Source organism: Paenibacillus sp. FSL H8-0175 (genome assembly GCF_045040615.1).
In the GTDB taxonomy this organism is placed as follows: domain Bacteria; phylum Bacillota; class Bacilli; order Paenibacillales; family Paenibacillaceae; genus Paenibacillus_AQ; species Paenibacillus_AQ odorifer.
Genome location: NZ_CP150299.1, coordinates 4887850 through 4903125, shown reverse-complemented (window position 1 = coordinate 4903125; position 15276 = coordinate 4887850). Strand labels below are relative to the sequence as shown.

12 protein-coding genes are annotated in these 15276 nt (G+C 43.8%); 11 read left to right on the top strand and 1 reads right to left on the bottom strand.

The features are described 5' to 3' along the window. Positions 1 to 14 precede the first annotated feature (14 nt). Entirely contained in the window at positions 15 to 1346 is a 1332-nt protein-coding gene (locus MHH46_RS21865) for a pyrimidine-nucleoside phosphorylase (protein WP_076192306.1), read from the top strand. 110 nt (positions 1347 to 1456) lie between these two features. On the opposite strand, the gene MHH46_RS21860 is transcribed toward MHH46_RS21865, so the two are convergent. Beyond that, complete coding sequence (locus tag MHH46_RS21860; RefSeq protein WP_076192303.1) at positions 1457 to 2470, bottom strand: serine hydrolase; 1014 nt, start codon at positions 2468 to 2470, stop codon at positions 1457 to 1459. A 374-nt stretch (positions 2471 to 2844) separates the two neighbouring features. On the opposite strand from MHH46_RS21860, the gene MHH46_RS21855 reads away from it, so the two are divergent. The 10 genes from MHH46_RS21855 to MHH46_RS21810 all read left to right on the top strand — a co-directional run bounded on the left by MHH46_RS21855 (position 2845) and on the right by MHH46_RS21810 (position 15193). Beyond that, complete coding sequence (locus MHH46_RS21855) at positions 2845 to 3981, top strand: D-alanyl-D-alanine carboxypeptidase family protein (protein WP_235219379.1); 1137 nt, start codon at positions 2845 to 2847, stop codon at positions 3979 to 3981. A gap of 175 nt (positions 3982 to 4156) precedes the next feature. Then, on the top strand, positions 4157 to 4510 hold the full coding sequence (gene spoIIAA / locus MHH46_RS21850) for an anti-sigma F factor antagonist (protein WP_036676057.1): 354 nt from the start codon (positions 4157 to 4159) through the stop codon (positions 4508 to 4510). Continuing rightward, the gene (gene spoIIAB / locus MHH46_RS21845; protein ID WP_036676058.1) at positions 4507 to 4962 is read left to right on the top strand and encodes an anti-sigma F factor; all 456 of its coding nucleotides are present in this window, start codon (positions 4507 to 4509) and stop codon (positions 4960 to 4962) included. The genes spoIIAA and spoIIAB overlap by 4 nt, the downstream gene beginning before the upstream one ends. An 11-nt stretch (positions 4963 to 4973) precedes the next feature. Continuing rightward, positions 4974 to 5729, top strand: coding sequence for an RNA polymerase sporulation sigma factor SigF (gene sigF / locus MHH46_RS21840; protein ID WP_036676059.1), 756 nt, complete (start codon positions 4974 to 4976; stop codon positions 5727 to 5729). Positions 5730 to 5825: 96 nt separating this feature from the next. Next, positions 5826 to 8756, top strand: a complete 2931-nt coding sequence (locus MHH46_RS21835; protein ID WP_076192301.1) for a PAS domain S-box protein — start codon at positions 5826 to 5828, stop codon at positions 8754 to 8756. A gap of 37 nt (positions 8757 to 8793) precedes the next feature. Further along, the gene (locus MHH46_RS21830; protein ID WP_076129497.1) at positions 8794 to 9456 is read left to right on the top strand and encodes a response regulator transcription factor; all 663 of its coding nucleotides are present in this window, start codon (positions 8794 to 8796) and stop codon (positions 9454 to 9456) included. Positions 9457 to 9664: 208 nt separating this feature from the next. Beyond that, entirely contained in the window at positions 9665 to 11263 is a 1599-nt protein-coding gene (locus tag MHH46_RS21825; protein WP_076192298.1) for a methyl-accepting chemotaxis protein, read from the top strand. 41 nt (positions 11264 to 11304) lie between these two features. Next, positions 11305 to 12408, top strand: a complete 1104-nt coding sequence (cheB, locus tag MHH46_RS21820) for a chemotaxis-specific protein-glutamate methyltransferase CheB (protein ID WP_076192295.1) — start codon at positions 11305 to 11307, stop codon at positions 12406 to 12408. Between the two features lie 165 nt (positions 12409 to 12573). After that, entirely contained in the window at positions 12574 to 13578 is a 1005-nt protein-coding gene (locus tag MHH46_RS21815; protein ID WP_076129500.1) for a helix-turn-helix domain-containing protein, read from the top strand. Between the two features lie 199 nt (positions 13579 to 13777). Further along, positions 13778 to 15193 (top strand): MFS transporter, encoded by a 1416-nt coding sequence (locus MHH46_RS21810; protein WP_076192292.1) that lies wholly within the window; start codon positions 13778 to 13780, stop codon positions 15191 to 15193. The last annotated feature ends 83 nt before the right edge of the window (positions 15194 to 15276 follow it).

Here is a 15276-nt window from a genome sequence, read left to right as displayed (position 1 = left end):
AGTGCAGGTGTAATATGAGAGCTGTAGATATTATTCAGAAAAAAAGAGATGGTGGAGAGCTGAGTCGTGAGGAAATTTCCTTTTTAATTCAGGGCTACAGTAAAGGTGAAGTGCCTGATTATCAGCTCTCTGCATGGGCAATGGCTGTTTATTTCCAAGGCATGAACGCGCGGGAAACCGGCGATCTAACGATGGAAATGGCGATGTCCGGCGATCAAGTAGATCTTAGCCCAATCGCAGGCATTAAGGTTGATAAACACTCCACAGGCGGAGTGGGCGATAAAACAACTGTAGTACTGGCACCCTTGGTAGCTTCTGCTGGAGTACCGGTAGCGAAGATGTCCGGCCGCGGACTTGGGCACACTGGAGGCACGCTCGATAAGCTGGAGTCCATCAGTGGTTTCTCTATCGAGATGGCTCGTGAGCGTTTCTTTGACCAAGTAGGGGAGATCGGGGCTGCCGTTATCGGCCAGTCGGGTAACATTACACCCGCAGACAAAAAGCTGTACGCCCTTCGGGATGTAACTGCAACAGTTGAATCCATCCCCCTTATTGCAAGCTCTGTGATGAGCAAAAAGATTGCAGCAGGTGCGGATGCGATCGTGTTGGATGTCAAAACAGGCAGCGGTGCTTTTATGAAGACGCTGGATGATTCTATAGCACTCGCTCAGGCGATGGTTGACATTGGAACGCATCTGGGTCGCAATACCGTTGCGATTATCAGTGATATGGACCAGCCGCTTGGTTACGGGATCGGAAATGCGTTGGAAATTAAGGAAGGAATCGAGACCTTGAAGGGTCACGGTCCGAAGGATCTGCAGGAGGTCTGTCTTATTCTGGGCAGCCAGATGCTTGTTCTTGGCGGCAAAGCCAAGGATGAAGCGGAGGCACGTTCGATTCTTATGACGCATATTGAAGATGGCAGTGCGCTAGAGAAGTTCAAACAAATCGTGAAGGCACAAGGTGGAGATGTATCGCAAATTGATTCTCCGGAGAAGCTCCCTACGGCTAAGCGATTCATTGAAGTGATAGCAAAAACCAAAGGGTTCATAGAAGGGATTCAGGCCGAGGAAATTGGCGTTGCGGCTATGCTGCTTGGAGCTGGACGTGAAACTAAGGAATCCGTAATCGATCTGGCTGTGGGGATTCAACTTTCTAAAAAGGTTGGAGATGCTGTAGAGATCGGCGAGACGCTTGCAGTCTTGCATATCAATGATGCCAGTGAGAAGAAAGTAGAGGAAGCTGAAGGTAAGGTGTTAGAAGCCTACCGTATCACTTCTGAACCTGTTCCTGCCCAACCTTTGGTATTTGCACTTGTTACTAAAGATGGGGTAACACGGTACTAGCCTAGGCAATATAAATATTGTCATGGCTATGGCCTTAAACAAACAACAAAGCAGCGATCCTCCCATAACGGGAAGGTCGCTGCTTTGCGTTTTGCTCAATGGTGCAATATTTATAACTGATTATTAATCTTATTGAATATCAGCGAAGCCCCGCTGCTTGTATTACATAATACGACCACTGTCTCGCCACTAGCTGGATAGATAGCCGACCGGAAGGAAACACCGGGATCATAGCCCATAATGTGAAATTTGAACACTTTTTCTTCGCGGAGGGTAATCCATACACCATAACCATAATAGCCTTCGCCATCCACATGTACATGGGGAGTAAGCAATAATGAAGTGAGTACTGGACTCAATAATGTATGGTTGATTAACCCGCTCCAGAATAGCTGCATGTCGGGGGCAGTGACGAAAGCTCCACCGTCAGCGCCTCCTTTTACCGGGATTGAGTAGATGTTGGTTCTCCAGTTTCCGTTCTCTTCCTCTAAGTATCCTAGTGCACAGTTGGCAGGTAAGGCATCTAACGTAAAGTAACCGGATTGCTCCATTCCGCAAGGCTTAAAGATGTGCTGCTCTACATACTCGGAAAAAGTCATTCCACTCAATTCCTCCACCAGAAGGCCTAGCACGATATAGCCGGCATTGTTGTAGTGGAAACGTTCGCCAGGAGTCCACATCATGGGAAGGGTTCGGAACATCGGCACAAAATCCTCAAGCTGTCGCAAGGTGTACATAGGCCGTGCCTTCCACAGATCCTCGAAATCATCCATAATTGTTTCATCAAAATAATCCGGAATACCAGAGCTATGCGTTAGCAGCTGATGTATGGTGATGTCGGGACTAAAGAGAGGAAAATCTACTTTTTTAAGATAATCTATTAGTCTACTTTCAAAAGAAATCAATCCCTGATCGACCAGCTGGCAGACAGCGATCGCGGTAAATATTTTACACCCGGAAGCAATGCCGAACCGAGTATGAACATTGTTTTCGCGCTTATCCGACTTATTGGCATAACCGTAACAACTGCTGATGACTTTTTTATCAGGTTGTTGTACCAGCACTACACCAGAGAAATTGTTCTGTTTAGCTTCTGCTTCAATACAATCTGCAAGGTGGTTCATCTGTATATTCACTCCTCTATAAGCAGTTAAGTTCTTAAATACCATTCGTTAAAATATTACATTTTCCTTTAAAGGGAGGTTAATTGAGTACGGAAAAATTGGAAATACTTAAAATTTGAATTAACTTTTGATCTCCCCTATAATAAAAATGCTCTGCAACTGCTGCTGGGCTTTTTTTTATTGACAACATCATTACTTCTTGCGATAAATTATTATAGTTATTTACTTGGAAATGGAATAATTCCCACCCTTTCTGACGAAACTGGAACACAGTACCTGTGATATGAAGGTTAACGTTCAGGAGGGGAACCATTGTGAGAAAAATGCGTTTTGCTGTGCTTGTGCTCTGTATCGTTGTGTCGGTTCTAGGACCGATGTCAGGTGCTTATGCTGAGGAAAAAAGCAAGGATTCTGGCAGTAATGCTGCCGCTGTAGATCTTGCGCCTGGTGCGCGTTCTGCGATTTTGATGGATGCAGGCACTGGCACTATTATTTATGAGAAGAACAGCCATGATAAGCTGCCTCCCGCAAGTATTACGAAGATTATGACGATGCTGCTTACGGTGGAAGCACTGGATGAAGGAAGACTGCAACTGACGGATAAGGTGCGCACGAGTGAATATGCCGCATCGATGGGAGGATCGCAAATTTTCCTGGAGCCTGGTGAAGAAATGTCGGTGGATGAGATGCTCAAAGGCATCGCTATGGCCTCCGGTAATGATGCATCTGTGGCAATGGCAGAGAAAATAGCGGGTTCGGAGAGCGCTTTTGTCGATCTGATGAATAAAAGAGCGGAAGAGCTGGGTCTGAAAGATACCCACTTTGCCAATTGCAACGGTCTTCCAGCTGCTAATCACTATTCCTCAGCCTACGATATTGCGGTAATTAGCCGGGAGCTTTTAAAGCATGATAGAATTATCAAATATACCGGTTCCTATCAGGATTATCTGCGTAAGGATTCCACCAAACCATTCTGGTTGGTAAACACGAACAAGCTTGTACGTTTCTATACAGGCGCTGATGGACTGAAAACAGGATATACCGCTGAAGCAAAATTCTGCTTATCCGCTACGGCTGCAAGAGACGGTCTGCGTGCTGTTGCTGTTGTGCTGGGTGAGCCGAACACGAAGACACGTAACAGTGAAGTGTCGGGCATGTTTGACTATCTCTTTTCGCAATATAAGATCCACACTATTCACAAAGAAGGGGACGCTATCGGTACCCTTAAGATTGAGAAGGGTGTGAAGTCCGAGCTGCCGATTACGGCGAAAGAGACGTATAGTGTTCTTTTGAAAAAAGGTGTGACGCAAGAAGGCATTCGTCACGAACTAGTACTTCCAGAAAGCGTGAAGGCACCAGTGGCTGAAGGCCAGTCCATAGGCAAGCTGGTTGTCTACCAAGGAACCCAAGTGATTAAAGAGTATGAACTTAAAGCAGGGGAAGCTGTGGCAAAAGCAGGCTGGTGGAAGCTCTTTAAACGTACAACAGGCTCGATGTTCGGCATGGATTAAAAAGAGCTTTTTTGTAGATTGCGCCCATGTGCTTTGTAGATTCATAGGGGTTTTCTTCTAGTTTTGTCGTGAGGCAGGATTCCTGATTTGCCACGTAGAAACCTTGTCCTTGAAGAGAATGGGTACTGTCTCTTAAGGCCAAGTTTTCAAAGCAACGAAGAGGAGAGTGGCAAGCATGAATTCTAATGTGGAAATGGAGCATCACAGGGGTGTGCTGATTGTCCGTTTATCTGGGGAACTCGATCATCATGCCGCCGATTTTGTAAGAATGGATATGGATGAAGCGATTATGCGGGGTCAGGTATCGCATTTGATCCTTAGTCTTAAGCATCTGCAGTTTATGGACAGTTCGGGTCTCGGCGTAATTCTGGGAAGGTATAAACTGATCCATAGTAAAGGCGGCAAAATGGTGGTGTGTGATGCAACGGCACCTGTGAAGCGACTTCTGGAAATGTCAGGCCTGTTCAAGATCATGCCCCTATATGACGACGAGAGCACTGCACTCTCGGATTTGGAGGTTGCGTTATGACAAATGGTAAGGCTGGTAACTTCATGAACGTGCAGTTCGCTGCACTCTCGGAGAACGAATCATTCGCGCGTGTAGTTGTAGCGGCGTTCGTTTCTAGGCTTGATCCTACAATGGACGAGCTGAATGATCTGAAGACAGTCGTGTCGGAGGCGGTCACCAATTGTATTATTCATGGGTATGATAGTGATCCGGAAGGTATTGTGACTATTTCAGCTTCGCTGGACAACGAAACGGTACATTTAACCATTGAGGATCAGGGACGGGGCATTGAGGATTTGGAGCTGGCACAACAGCCGCTATATACCTCAAAGCCAGAGCTGGAGCGGTCGGGCATGGGCTTTACCATTATGGAGAATTTCATGGATGAATTTGAAGTCACTAGTGAACCGGGACACGGCACTTCGATCTCAATGAAGAAAACCATCGTTTCGAAAAAAGCTTTATACAATTAGGGGTTGGAGCCATGGATGCAGAGTCAAAAAAAGCTCCGCCGACCTATTTGGACGATGCGGAGGTCAAACGTCTTATCGCGCTCAGTCAGGCCGGAGATAATCTTGCCCGAGACACACTAGTTAGCTGCAATATCCGGTTGGTCTGGTCGGTAGTGCAGCGGTTTATGAACCGCGGGTATGAACCTGACGATTTGTTCCAGATCGGTTGCATCGGGCTCTTGAAGTCCGTTGATAAGTTCGACCTCAGCTATGAGGTCAAATTCTCCACTTATGCCGTGCCGATGATCATTGGCGAGATTCAGCGTTTCCTTCGCGACGATGGAACCTTGAAAGTTAGCCGTTCTCTTAAGGAGATGGCTAATAAGGTCCGCAAGATGAAGGATGAAATGTCTAAGACGCTGGACCGTCTGCCTACCATCGGTGAAGTTGCTGAGGCACTGGGGGTTACCCCTGAAGAAGTGGTATTTGCTCAGGAAGCTAACAAGCCACCGACCTCGATTCATGAGACGGTGTTCGAGAATGATGGCGACCCGATCACACTGATTGATCAAATCGCTGACGAATCACAGGAACGCTGGTTTGATAAGCTGGCACTGAATGAGGCTATCGGAGGTCTCAGCGAGCGTGAACGGCTGATTGTTTATCTTCGGTATTACCGTGACCAAACGCAGTCAGAGGTTGCCAGTCGCCTTGGGATTTCTCAAGTGCAGGTATCCCGGCTGGAGAAGAAAATATTGCAGAATATCCGCGAGCAGATTGCTCAGTAGATAATGGCTAAAATGTAAAGACGCTTGCGAAATAGCGAATAGGAAGAAAAAGCCGCCCCGAAAAGGGGGGGCTTTTTATGTGGAGGGAATCTCAATATGCATTCACTTGGCGACAAGGATATGACCTCATGGTCTATTGACATGGAAGCGAATTTGCTGACAATGTCGAATGTTTTGGAGAAATGGGTGGACTGTTCAGATCATGCTTTAACGCATAACCCCAATTTTTTACGTGAATATGTGTACGGTGAGGATCTTGAACGGTTTGATGCGTATATAGATAAATTATACTCTGGTCACCTATGTAATCTTGAGTATCGTATGCAGTTACCTGCAAAAGCGCTGAAGTGGGTTCAAAGTATAGGCACGCCCGTTTTTAATCAAGAGCATAAGGTTTGTCGAATAGATGGCGTCATCATAGATATCACGGAACAAAAAAATGCTCAAGCCCAGTTAGAGAGTAGCTTTTCTCTGTATCAGCAGATGTTTGCTACGATCGATGTGGCGATTTGGTCTTACGATTACGTATCACGGAAAATGTTATTCATATCGGATGCCATTTTCAATATCACGGGATATTCACCAGAACAGGCGAAGGAAGATGACTTTTGGCTAAGAATTGCTCCTAAAGAAGAGCGGCCTTTAATTCAAGAGATTATAACTACAGTGGGGCAAGGAATAAGCAATCTCAGTGAATATCGGATCATCCATGCCAGCGGTGAACTCCGATGGGTCCAAGTCAGGATCATTCCCAGTATGGATGAGACAGGGGCAGTGGTACGGCTCAATGGGATCTTAATCGATCATACGGAAAAAAAGCAGATGCAAGAGGTTCTATTAAAAAGCGAGCAGCGCTACAAATCCCTGTTTGACCATAATCCAGATATCGTGTGTGAATTGGATCTGCAGGGCAGCATTGTGACTATCAATCCAGCGGCAGAGCAAATTACTGGAGAAGCTTTTAATAGATTCGGAGAGAACTTATCCATTGTGAATTTATTTGGCGCAGAGAATTCGCATATGATGTCTGATTATTTTGATAAAACGGTTGGCGGAGTTCTGCAGCATTATACGGTTACTTCTGTCCGCGAGAATGGATTAGTTAACCATTGGTCGATGAAAAACATCCCTGTACATGAAAACAATCAAATTGTGGGTACCTTTGTTATCGCAAGAGATACCACTGCATCTGTGGAGGTAGAAAAGCGGCTGGCTCAGCGGGAGGCGGAGTACAGGCTTATTACAGAGAATATGGAGGATATGATTGGGGTTCTGGATCAGCAAGGGAACTTCATTATTGCTTCGTCCTCTTGTGAGAAAATTATTGGTCTTCCTGTAGGTTCAATAAAGAACACAACTATTTTGGAATATATTCATCCTGATGAACAAGAAGTGTTGCGGGAACAGATCTTGGATATTTTTCGGACAAAAGTATGTAAGATGTTTTACAATCGGTTTATTCACATCAAAGGTCACATTATAGACCTGGAATGCTTGGGTACACCTGTTCTTGGTGAGGATGGAGAAGTAGTTAGTATTGTGATCGTAGCGAGAGACATTACAAAAAGGGTCCAGATGGAGAGTGAACTTAGAGAAAGCGAGGAACTCAATCGGCTGCTTATTGATATGTCACCTGAAGCGGTAGTACTCCATAGTGAATATAAATTCCTTTATGTGAATTTTTCCTGTTTAGGATTGTTTGGAGTTTGCAGTGAGGATCAATTGATTGGCACCTCTATTTTTAATTGGGCCCACCCAGACTATATAACGCTGGCTAGAGATCGGATGCGTGAAATCTATTATGGACCCAATCGGATATTAGCTCCTATTGAACAAAAGGTCGTGCGGTCAGATGGATCTATTATCGATGTAGAAGTAACAGCTAGCTCAATTCTATACAAGGGTAAGGTTGCATGTATCTCTATCTTTAGGGATATCAGTGATCGAAAAAAAATTGAGGTGGAAAGACAGCTCACAGAGCAGATCATTCGGAACAGCGAGGAAAGGTATTTCAACTTACAGATGAGTCTTGATCAATTCTCGCAAGATTTGTTTGGTGCGATGAAGATCAGTCACATGGAACAACGATTACTAAAAGAAGTTAGAGAGGTCTTGCGGGTTACCAATATTTGTATGGTTGAAGTTGAAGATAACCATGATAAAATATGCGAGATTATTGAGACCGAGCGGGGCTATTCACTGAAGATCGGAGAGTTCCGAAGAAAAAGCTATATTCTATCCATTAATGAGAAGTCTATTTTATTAGAAATAAGTTCTGTTCGAGTGTGGCTGAAGACGATTACCCGTTATGTTAGTGTGTTATTTGATAATTTTTTGCTCATAGAAGATCTAACTAAGGACCTTGAGTTAGCGGCTTCCGAGCAAGCTCCGACATGGTTGCTGCGCTTTATGTTTAATTTATCCGAGAATGAACGCAAACGGCTGGCTCAAGATCTACATGATTCAGCACTTCAAGAACAGATCATCTGGTATCGTAAGCTTGATAATTTTTTAAGTGATAAATCCGTTACGGGGGAACTAAAGGAGCAGCTAGAACAGATCACAGAAGGTTTACTCGATGTTATCTATGAACTGCGGATGATCTGCAATGAGCTTAGGCCACCAGCATTAATCAATGAGGGGCTTGCTTCCTCACTTGAGACGTTGTTTGAATTTGCTCAGCTGCGGAACGACTATCAGATTTATTTTGAGTCAACAGCTTTTAAGCATAAGTTAAAAGACGAGATTCTCATTGGTCTGTACCGTATTGTGCAGGAACTTTTGGCTAACGCAGCTAAACATTCTTGTGCCACAGAAGTACGTATCTCCTTAGCTAGCGAAGGGCAACAGGTGCTTTTGGATTATGAAGATAACGGAATTGGAATGAGCCTTTTAGGAGAGGATTCTCTTAAGAGCATGGGGATTTATGGGATGAAAGAAAGGGTTCGCAGTATGGATGGGACCATACGATTTCTTTCGCCAGAGAATAAGGGATTAGCTGTCTTTATATCCATACCTGCAGATTAATCATGGGGCATAATAAGGGGATAGGGGTGTAATAGGCATGATTCAAATTTTGTTAGTGGACGATCATCCCTCTGTCATGGAAGGGACTAAGATGATACTGGAACAAGAGGGAGATATGAAGGTTACCCTAGCCAATTCAGCCCATGAGGCGCTTAACATGGTGGGTAGCCATACGTTTGACGTGATGCTGTTTGATCTTCATATCGCTGATGGGAATGGGATTGATTTGGCGAAGGAAGTCTTAAAAATAAACGCAGACGCAATTATCTTAATCTACACCGGATACGAAATTACAAACAAATTCAACTTGATGATCGAATCGGGTTTGTTTGGGTTTATTTCAAAAACGACAAATAGAGAGCAGTTGGTTGCAGCAGTGCGTTGTGCTTTAAGGGGAGATGTCATATTGCCTCATACCCTAGTTAAACAGTTAAGAAAAGTATCACCCAAAGGAATGGAGATTAATATTGACCAAGCAAACCCGAAGATAAGCAAAAAAGAGCATGAAATGCTGACAGAGATTGCAAAAGGAAAAAGCAACAAGGAAATAGCAGAGATTGTACTTATGAGTCAACGATCGCTGGAATACAGTTTAACGAGTCTGTTCCAGAAGCTAAATGTGAAATCAAGAATTGAAGCGGCAATAAAAGCTAAACGACTGGGCATATTGAAGGAGTCCGATTTCAACAATTCACTATGAAAATTCGTAACAAACAAATAGATCAAAATCCCGTTCACGGTGCTGTGAGGCGGGATTTTTTGGTCTGCGCTTTTTTTGCGGGATGACGCAATATTTTTGCGTGGTCGCGCTATTTTTTTTCGGTTACCTTAATCTGCTTACCGTATATGATGAAATAGTTCCTAAGAATTACTAAAAAATGACTAACGCCAATGAGGGGCTGAGGAAAATGAAGTGGTTTTATAATTTAAGAACAGCAGTGAAGTTAATCTCCGCATTTCTGTTAGTATCCGCAATATTGTGCTTTGTAGGATTCTATGGAATTACGAATTTGAGTAAGATGGACCGCTCTATCGTGGACATGTACGAAAATCGCTTAACACCTATAGCTTATCTGGGAGAAGCGAATGAACTATTTTTAACAAATAGAATTAATATCCGTGATATAAACACGATGGCTAAAACAGCGGCAGAAAAGAAAGAATACGAAGATAAAATACATAAAAACGTTCAAAGTATTGAAGAGATCATGGGTAAATATAGCAAGACTGCGTTGAGGGAAGAAGAATTGGCGATAATGAAAGATTATCCTGAGATCTGGCAACGTTATATCACAAGTCTTGATGATACTATTGAAATTGATAAAACAAATATTAGTAATGAGAAATATACAAATTTTTTGCTTGTAAGTGATTTGCAAACAGCTACAACAGAGCTGACTGACTTTCTGCAAAATTTAATAGACATCAATATGAAGCAGGCTCAAGGTTCGATTGTTAATGCCAATGACCTTTATCAGTCCTCTCGTTTGATTACTTTTAGCGTTACTATTGTTGCGCTGCTCATCAGTATTGGTCTGGGTCTTCTAATATCGCAGATCATAGCACGGCCTCTAAATCAAGTAATGCGCCTGCTAGGTAAAGTGGCTAATGGTGATTTAAGCGAAACGTCGAACCTGGAATCTAAGGACGAGATTGGAATGCTAGCTTATTCTGTTAATGAAATGGTTCTGAACCTAAGACGCACTGTTAGCGGCATTTCCTCTTCTGCGGAAAGTGTCTCAGCTGCTGCACAGCAAATCTCAGCAAGTACAGAGGAAGTAGCTAGTGGAAGTATGAGTCAAGCTAGTGCAGCACAAACGATGAATGAGTTGTTCCGAGAATTATCTGCGGCGATTAATTCAGTAGCCCAGAGTGCTGAACAGGCTTCTGAGCTTTCAGATCAAACGATGCGTATCGCTCAAGATGGAGGGATCGTGGTTAAGAACTCCGTAGAAGGAATGGCAGTACTGGATACACAAATGTCTAGACTTGCGGAAGACTCCGATAAGATTGGTGAGATTATCGCGGTGATTGAAGATATTGCCCAACAGACAAATCTGCTTGCCCTAAACGCAGCGATTGAAGCGGCCCGCGCAGGTGAACAAGGTCGAGGTTTTGCCGTTGTTGCGAATGAAGTAAGAAAGTTAGCTGAGCGGAGCAGTGGGGCTACGAAACAAATCACGGGCATTATCAAAGAAATGCAGAAGAATACGCAGCACAGTGTAAATGCCGTAGTAGAAGGAGTAGCTTTTTCACAAAAAAATGGAGAAGCCTTTGAACATATCCTTACGATGGTGAACGATACCGCTCATAAAGTAACAGAAATTGCGGCTGCCAGTGAAGAACAGGCTGCACAATCGTCTGAGGTGATGTTCTCAATTGAGAGCATATCCGCCGCAACTGAAGAAATGGCGGCAAGCAGCAGTGAAACGGCAACGACGGCCAATGCTTTGGCTCAGCTAGCAGAAGAGTTAAATAGTCTGGTATCTATTTTTAAAGTTAAATAAACAGTGTCAGGGGTATTATCATTGATAGGAGAGGAGAAGTAGTGCAAAAAATAAAGGTGCTCGTTGTAGCTGCTTCAGTAACCATGCGTAAACAGATCTCGAACCTAATTTCGGAGGATTCAACCCTCGAGGTCATTGGAGTAGCTCGAAATGCATCCGAAGCGATCAGCATGGTTCAAAGACTCAGGCCCGATGTCGTGGCTATAGATATAGAAATGCCGGAATTGAACGGTTTGGTAGCACTCACAAGCATAATGTCTCAGCGGCCAACACCTATACTTATCCTGAGCTCCGCTACAAAGGATGGAATAACAGCAACCATTACTGCTTTACAAAATGGTGCAGTGGATTTCATATCCAAGCCGGCTCAATCTTATGGACCTGGTCTATACAGCATAAAAGATGAGTTATTATTCAAAATTAAGAAAGCCGCTGAAATTCCTTTAAGAACTCTTATTCTTAACAATATAAACATCTCCAAAGTGAAAGCTCGACAAGAGAAGCAAAACAACGTTAAGAGTGGATGTACAGAAGTTATTGAGCAGATCGTGGGAATTGGGTGCGGAGTAGGGGGGCCGAAAGCATTAGAAATCTTAATTTCCTCGCTCCCGGCGAGCTTCCCGTATCCCCTGCTGGTTGTTCAACATATGCCGCCCAAGTACACAAAAGCATTGGCGGAACGACTGAATCGGTTCTCAAGTGTACGGGTGGTGGAAGCCAAGGACAAGCAATCGGTGCTCGGGGGAACCGTCTATATCGCTCCAGGTAATTCTCATATGACCATCATTCAGGAGGGGCAGGATCTCAGAATAAAACTTATGAAAAAGCCTGCAGTGAATGGGCACTGTCCTTCGGTCGATATCTTGTTTGATTCTATATCTGCATTAACTGGTCTACAGCAGCATTTAATCCTAATGACCGGAATGGGAAATGACGGCGTTAAAGGGATGCTGGCTGCTAAACACGCTGGCGCCCAATCAACGCTAGTAGAATCGCAAGAAACTTCTATTGAAAGTGAAATGCCTGAAGCAGCCGCGAAGCTGGGTTGTGTGGATTACGAGCTGCCCTCGCATTTGTTAGCCTCGAAGATTATGGAGGTTACGGGGGAGCTAAGATACCGGAGGGACGCATTTCCATTGGTTTGAACGGTCTTATTTTACTTCTAAAAAAGCGTTGGCAGAATAAAATCCGCCAATGCTTTTTTGTATTTCAGGTTGACACTTTCAAGTGATAACAATTATCATTTACGGAGCTAGAGTAGAGATCATGTAACTCATCGTATACAACGAGCGAAGAAGGAGAGGTTTGCGATGACTTTAAATATATTGAATATGGAAATTCATGATCTTTTTGATCAATTTACTGAACGGATAGAGGGGCATGTTGAGCATAACCAATGGGAACAGCGGCTTACTATTCCTTCACATATTGGTAAGGGAAGCGTCACCCGTACACGGATTCGTCCAGGTATGGAGATTATGTATACGGACATAACTTACGAACAGGATATGAAGCTCCACATTCAAGAAGCTTGTCCGTTGTTTGAACTAAGCTATAATCTAAGCGGAGAAATCTATTGCGAATGGAACGGCAAGGAAAGTTACACGGATAAACAAATGGGCAATGTCCTTTTTCTAGAGGATGTTCAGGTGTATGAAGAGAAAAAAGCAGGTGTCCCCAATCAATTGCTGGAAATACGGTTTGCTCCTAGTGAACTGCTGAATTACGCCGGAGATTTATCGGAGACACAGCAAATGGAAACCTGGCTTAGACATCATCGTGGAAATATTGATCGTTATCCAGATACTGCGGCAATCCGAAAATGTGTCTCCGAAATGATCCACTGTACCTATCATGGAACATTGAGACGTTTATATATGGAGAGCAAAGCCCTTGAATTTATTGCTTTGTTTGGTGAGTCTGATGGTTACGGTTCTATTAGCGATAGTATGACGCTGCGGCATGATGATATTACTAATCTGAAGCGGGTACATGAATTGGTGCAAATCCATTTCGAACAACCGTTATCTATACGTGAGTTGGCTAAGCGGGTAGGTATCAACGAATTCAAGCTGAAAAAAGGCTTCCGCGAATTATTTGGCATGACGATCTTCGAGCTTGTACGTATAAAAAGGATGGAGAAAGCGCTCTGGTATATGGAGGTTGAAGGTTTGAATATAGGGAAAACAGCTGTTTCGGTCGGATATAGCAATGTCAGCAATTTCACGACGACCTTCCGTAAGCATTATGGCTGCAATCCAAGCGAATACTTAAAACGTATCGAACAACAGAGTTTGGAACGAAACAGGCTGTAGGAAGATTTGTAAATGCAGACAGCTTAAAGCTTCAAGTGTTAGAACATAGGGTTCGGAATCGAACGTTATCTTCTGCATGCTTGAGGTTTTTTTGTGTTTGCTCCCTTATCAAGGAGTGAACCTCCCTTAACAGGTAGAGAAAAAGACCACTCTAAATGATAATAATTTCATAGATTGCAGATAAAAAGGTGGTCATACAATGGGACAACAACAAGTAGATTCACGCAGGTGGTATGCGCTGGGGGTTATTTTACTGCCAACATTACTTATTTCATTAAATACTTATATGATTCAAGTTGCGCTTCCATCTATGCAATATAGCTTGAACGCAAGCTTTTCGGAAGCACAGCTTATCGTTACCGGATTTTCGCTAGGATTAGCTGTGGCGTTGATTATTAGCGGAAAGCTTGGGGATATATACGGCAGAAAACGGATGTTGATGATCGGGGTGAGCGGGTTTACGGTCATGGCAGTGTTAGGCGGACTGACCTCAGATCCGGCACTTCTGATTGTTATTCGGATTGTGCAGGGATTGGCTGCGGCGCTTATTCAACCTCAGGTTCTATCTACGCTGCAAGTCAGCTTTCTGCCAAAGGAAAAAGGGCTTGTTTTCGGCATTTACGGCGCAATGATTGGCATTGGATTTGCATTCGGATTCATCCTCGGAGGTACTATTGTGAATTGGAATCCGTTCGATCTCGGTTGGCGGACAGTATTTTTTTTCAATGTGCCATTTGGACTTCTCGTCCTGCTGTTAATGCCGATTGTACCTGAAACACGGGCTGAGCAGGCGCACAGTATTGATTGGACTGGAAGCTTCCTTCTGCTGATCGGTTTGTTCCTGTTGATCTATCCGTTGTCAGAGGGACAAAAACAAGGGTGGCCGTTGTGGATTTTTGGCTGTCTAATGTTAGCTCTTTTCGTGTTGTTTACTTTTATCTGGGTTGAAAATCGAAAGGGAAAGCAGGGGACGTTACCGTTAGTCGATCTGTCTATTTTCAGAGATCGAACATTTAGCGCTGGTCTGGCAACCCTTCTTGTCCTTTATCTAAGTATGTTCTCTTTCTTTTTTATTTTGAGCTATTATATGCAATTTGGTTTGCACTATAGTGTTCAAGATACGAGTATGGTTTTCTTGCCTATAGGGATAGGCTTTTTTATGACTTCCCTAATCTCTTCTCGAATGGTCAAAAGATGGGGGATGAGTGTACTTAAGATAGGAGCGCTGATGATGGGGAGCTGTAGTCTGCTGCTTATGTTAGAGCTAAATGTGGACGTTACGCAGCTGCTAGACCCTCGTAATATCCTACTATTATTGATATATGGTTTCGGTCTTGGAATGGCTACTACGCCCCTAGTTAACGTCACGCTTAGTTCAGTACCCACAAAGATCACGGGCACGGGTTCAGGCTTGATCACTACCTTTATGTATTTTGCGAATTCGTTAGGAGTGGCGTTAATCGGTATTTTATTCTCCGCTTCGCTAAAGCATTCTCTTTTGGAAGCAGATCTAGCGGATTATGTAAGGGCGTTTTCCTTCTCATTAGCAGCAATCGGAGGACTTGCTTTTACTGGTTTTCTTTGCCTTTGTTTTTTGCGGGAGCGGAAATTGTAGAGGAGGTATCCTGCTTTTTTTGCGCTGTGAGCAATCTAACAAACGAACGCCCTTCTTAGCTTTATAGTAATACCGAGTGATTG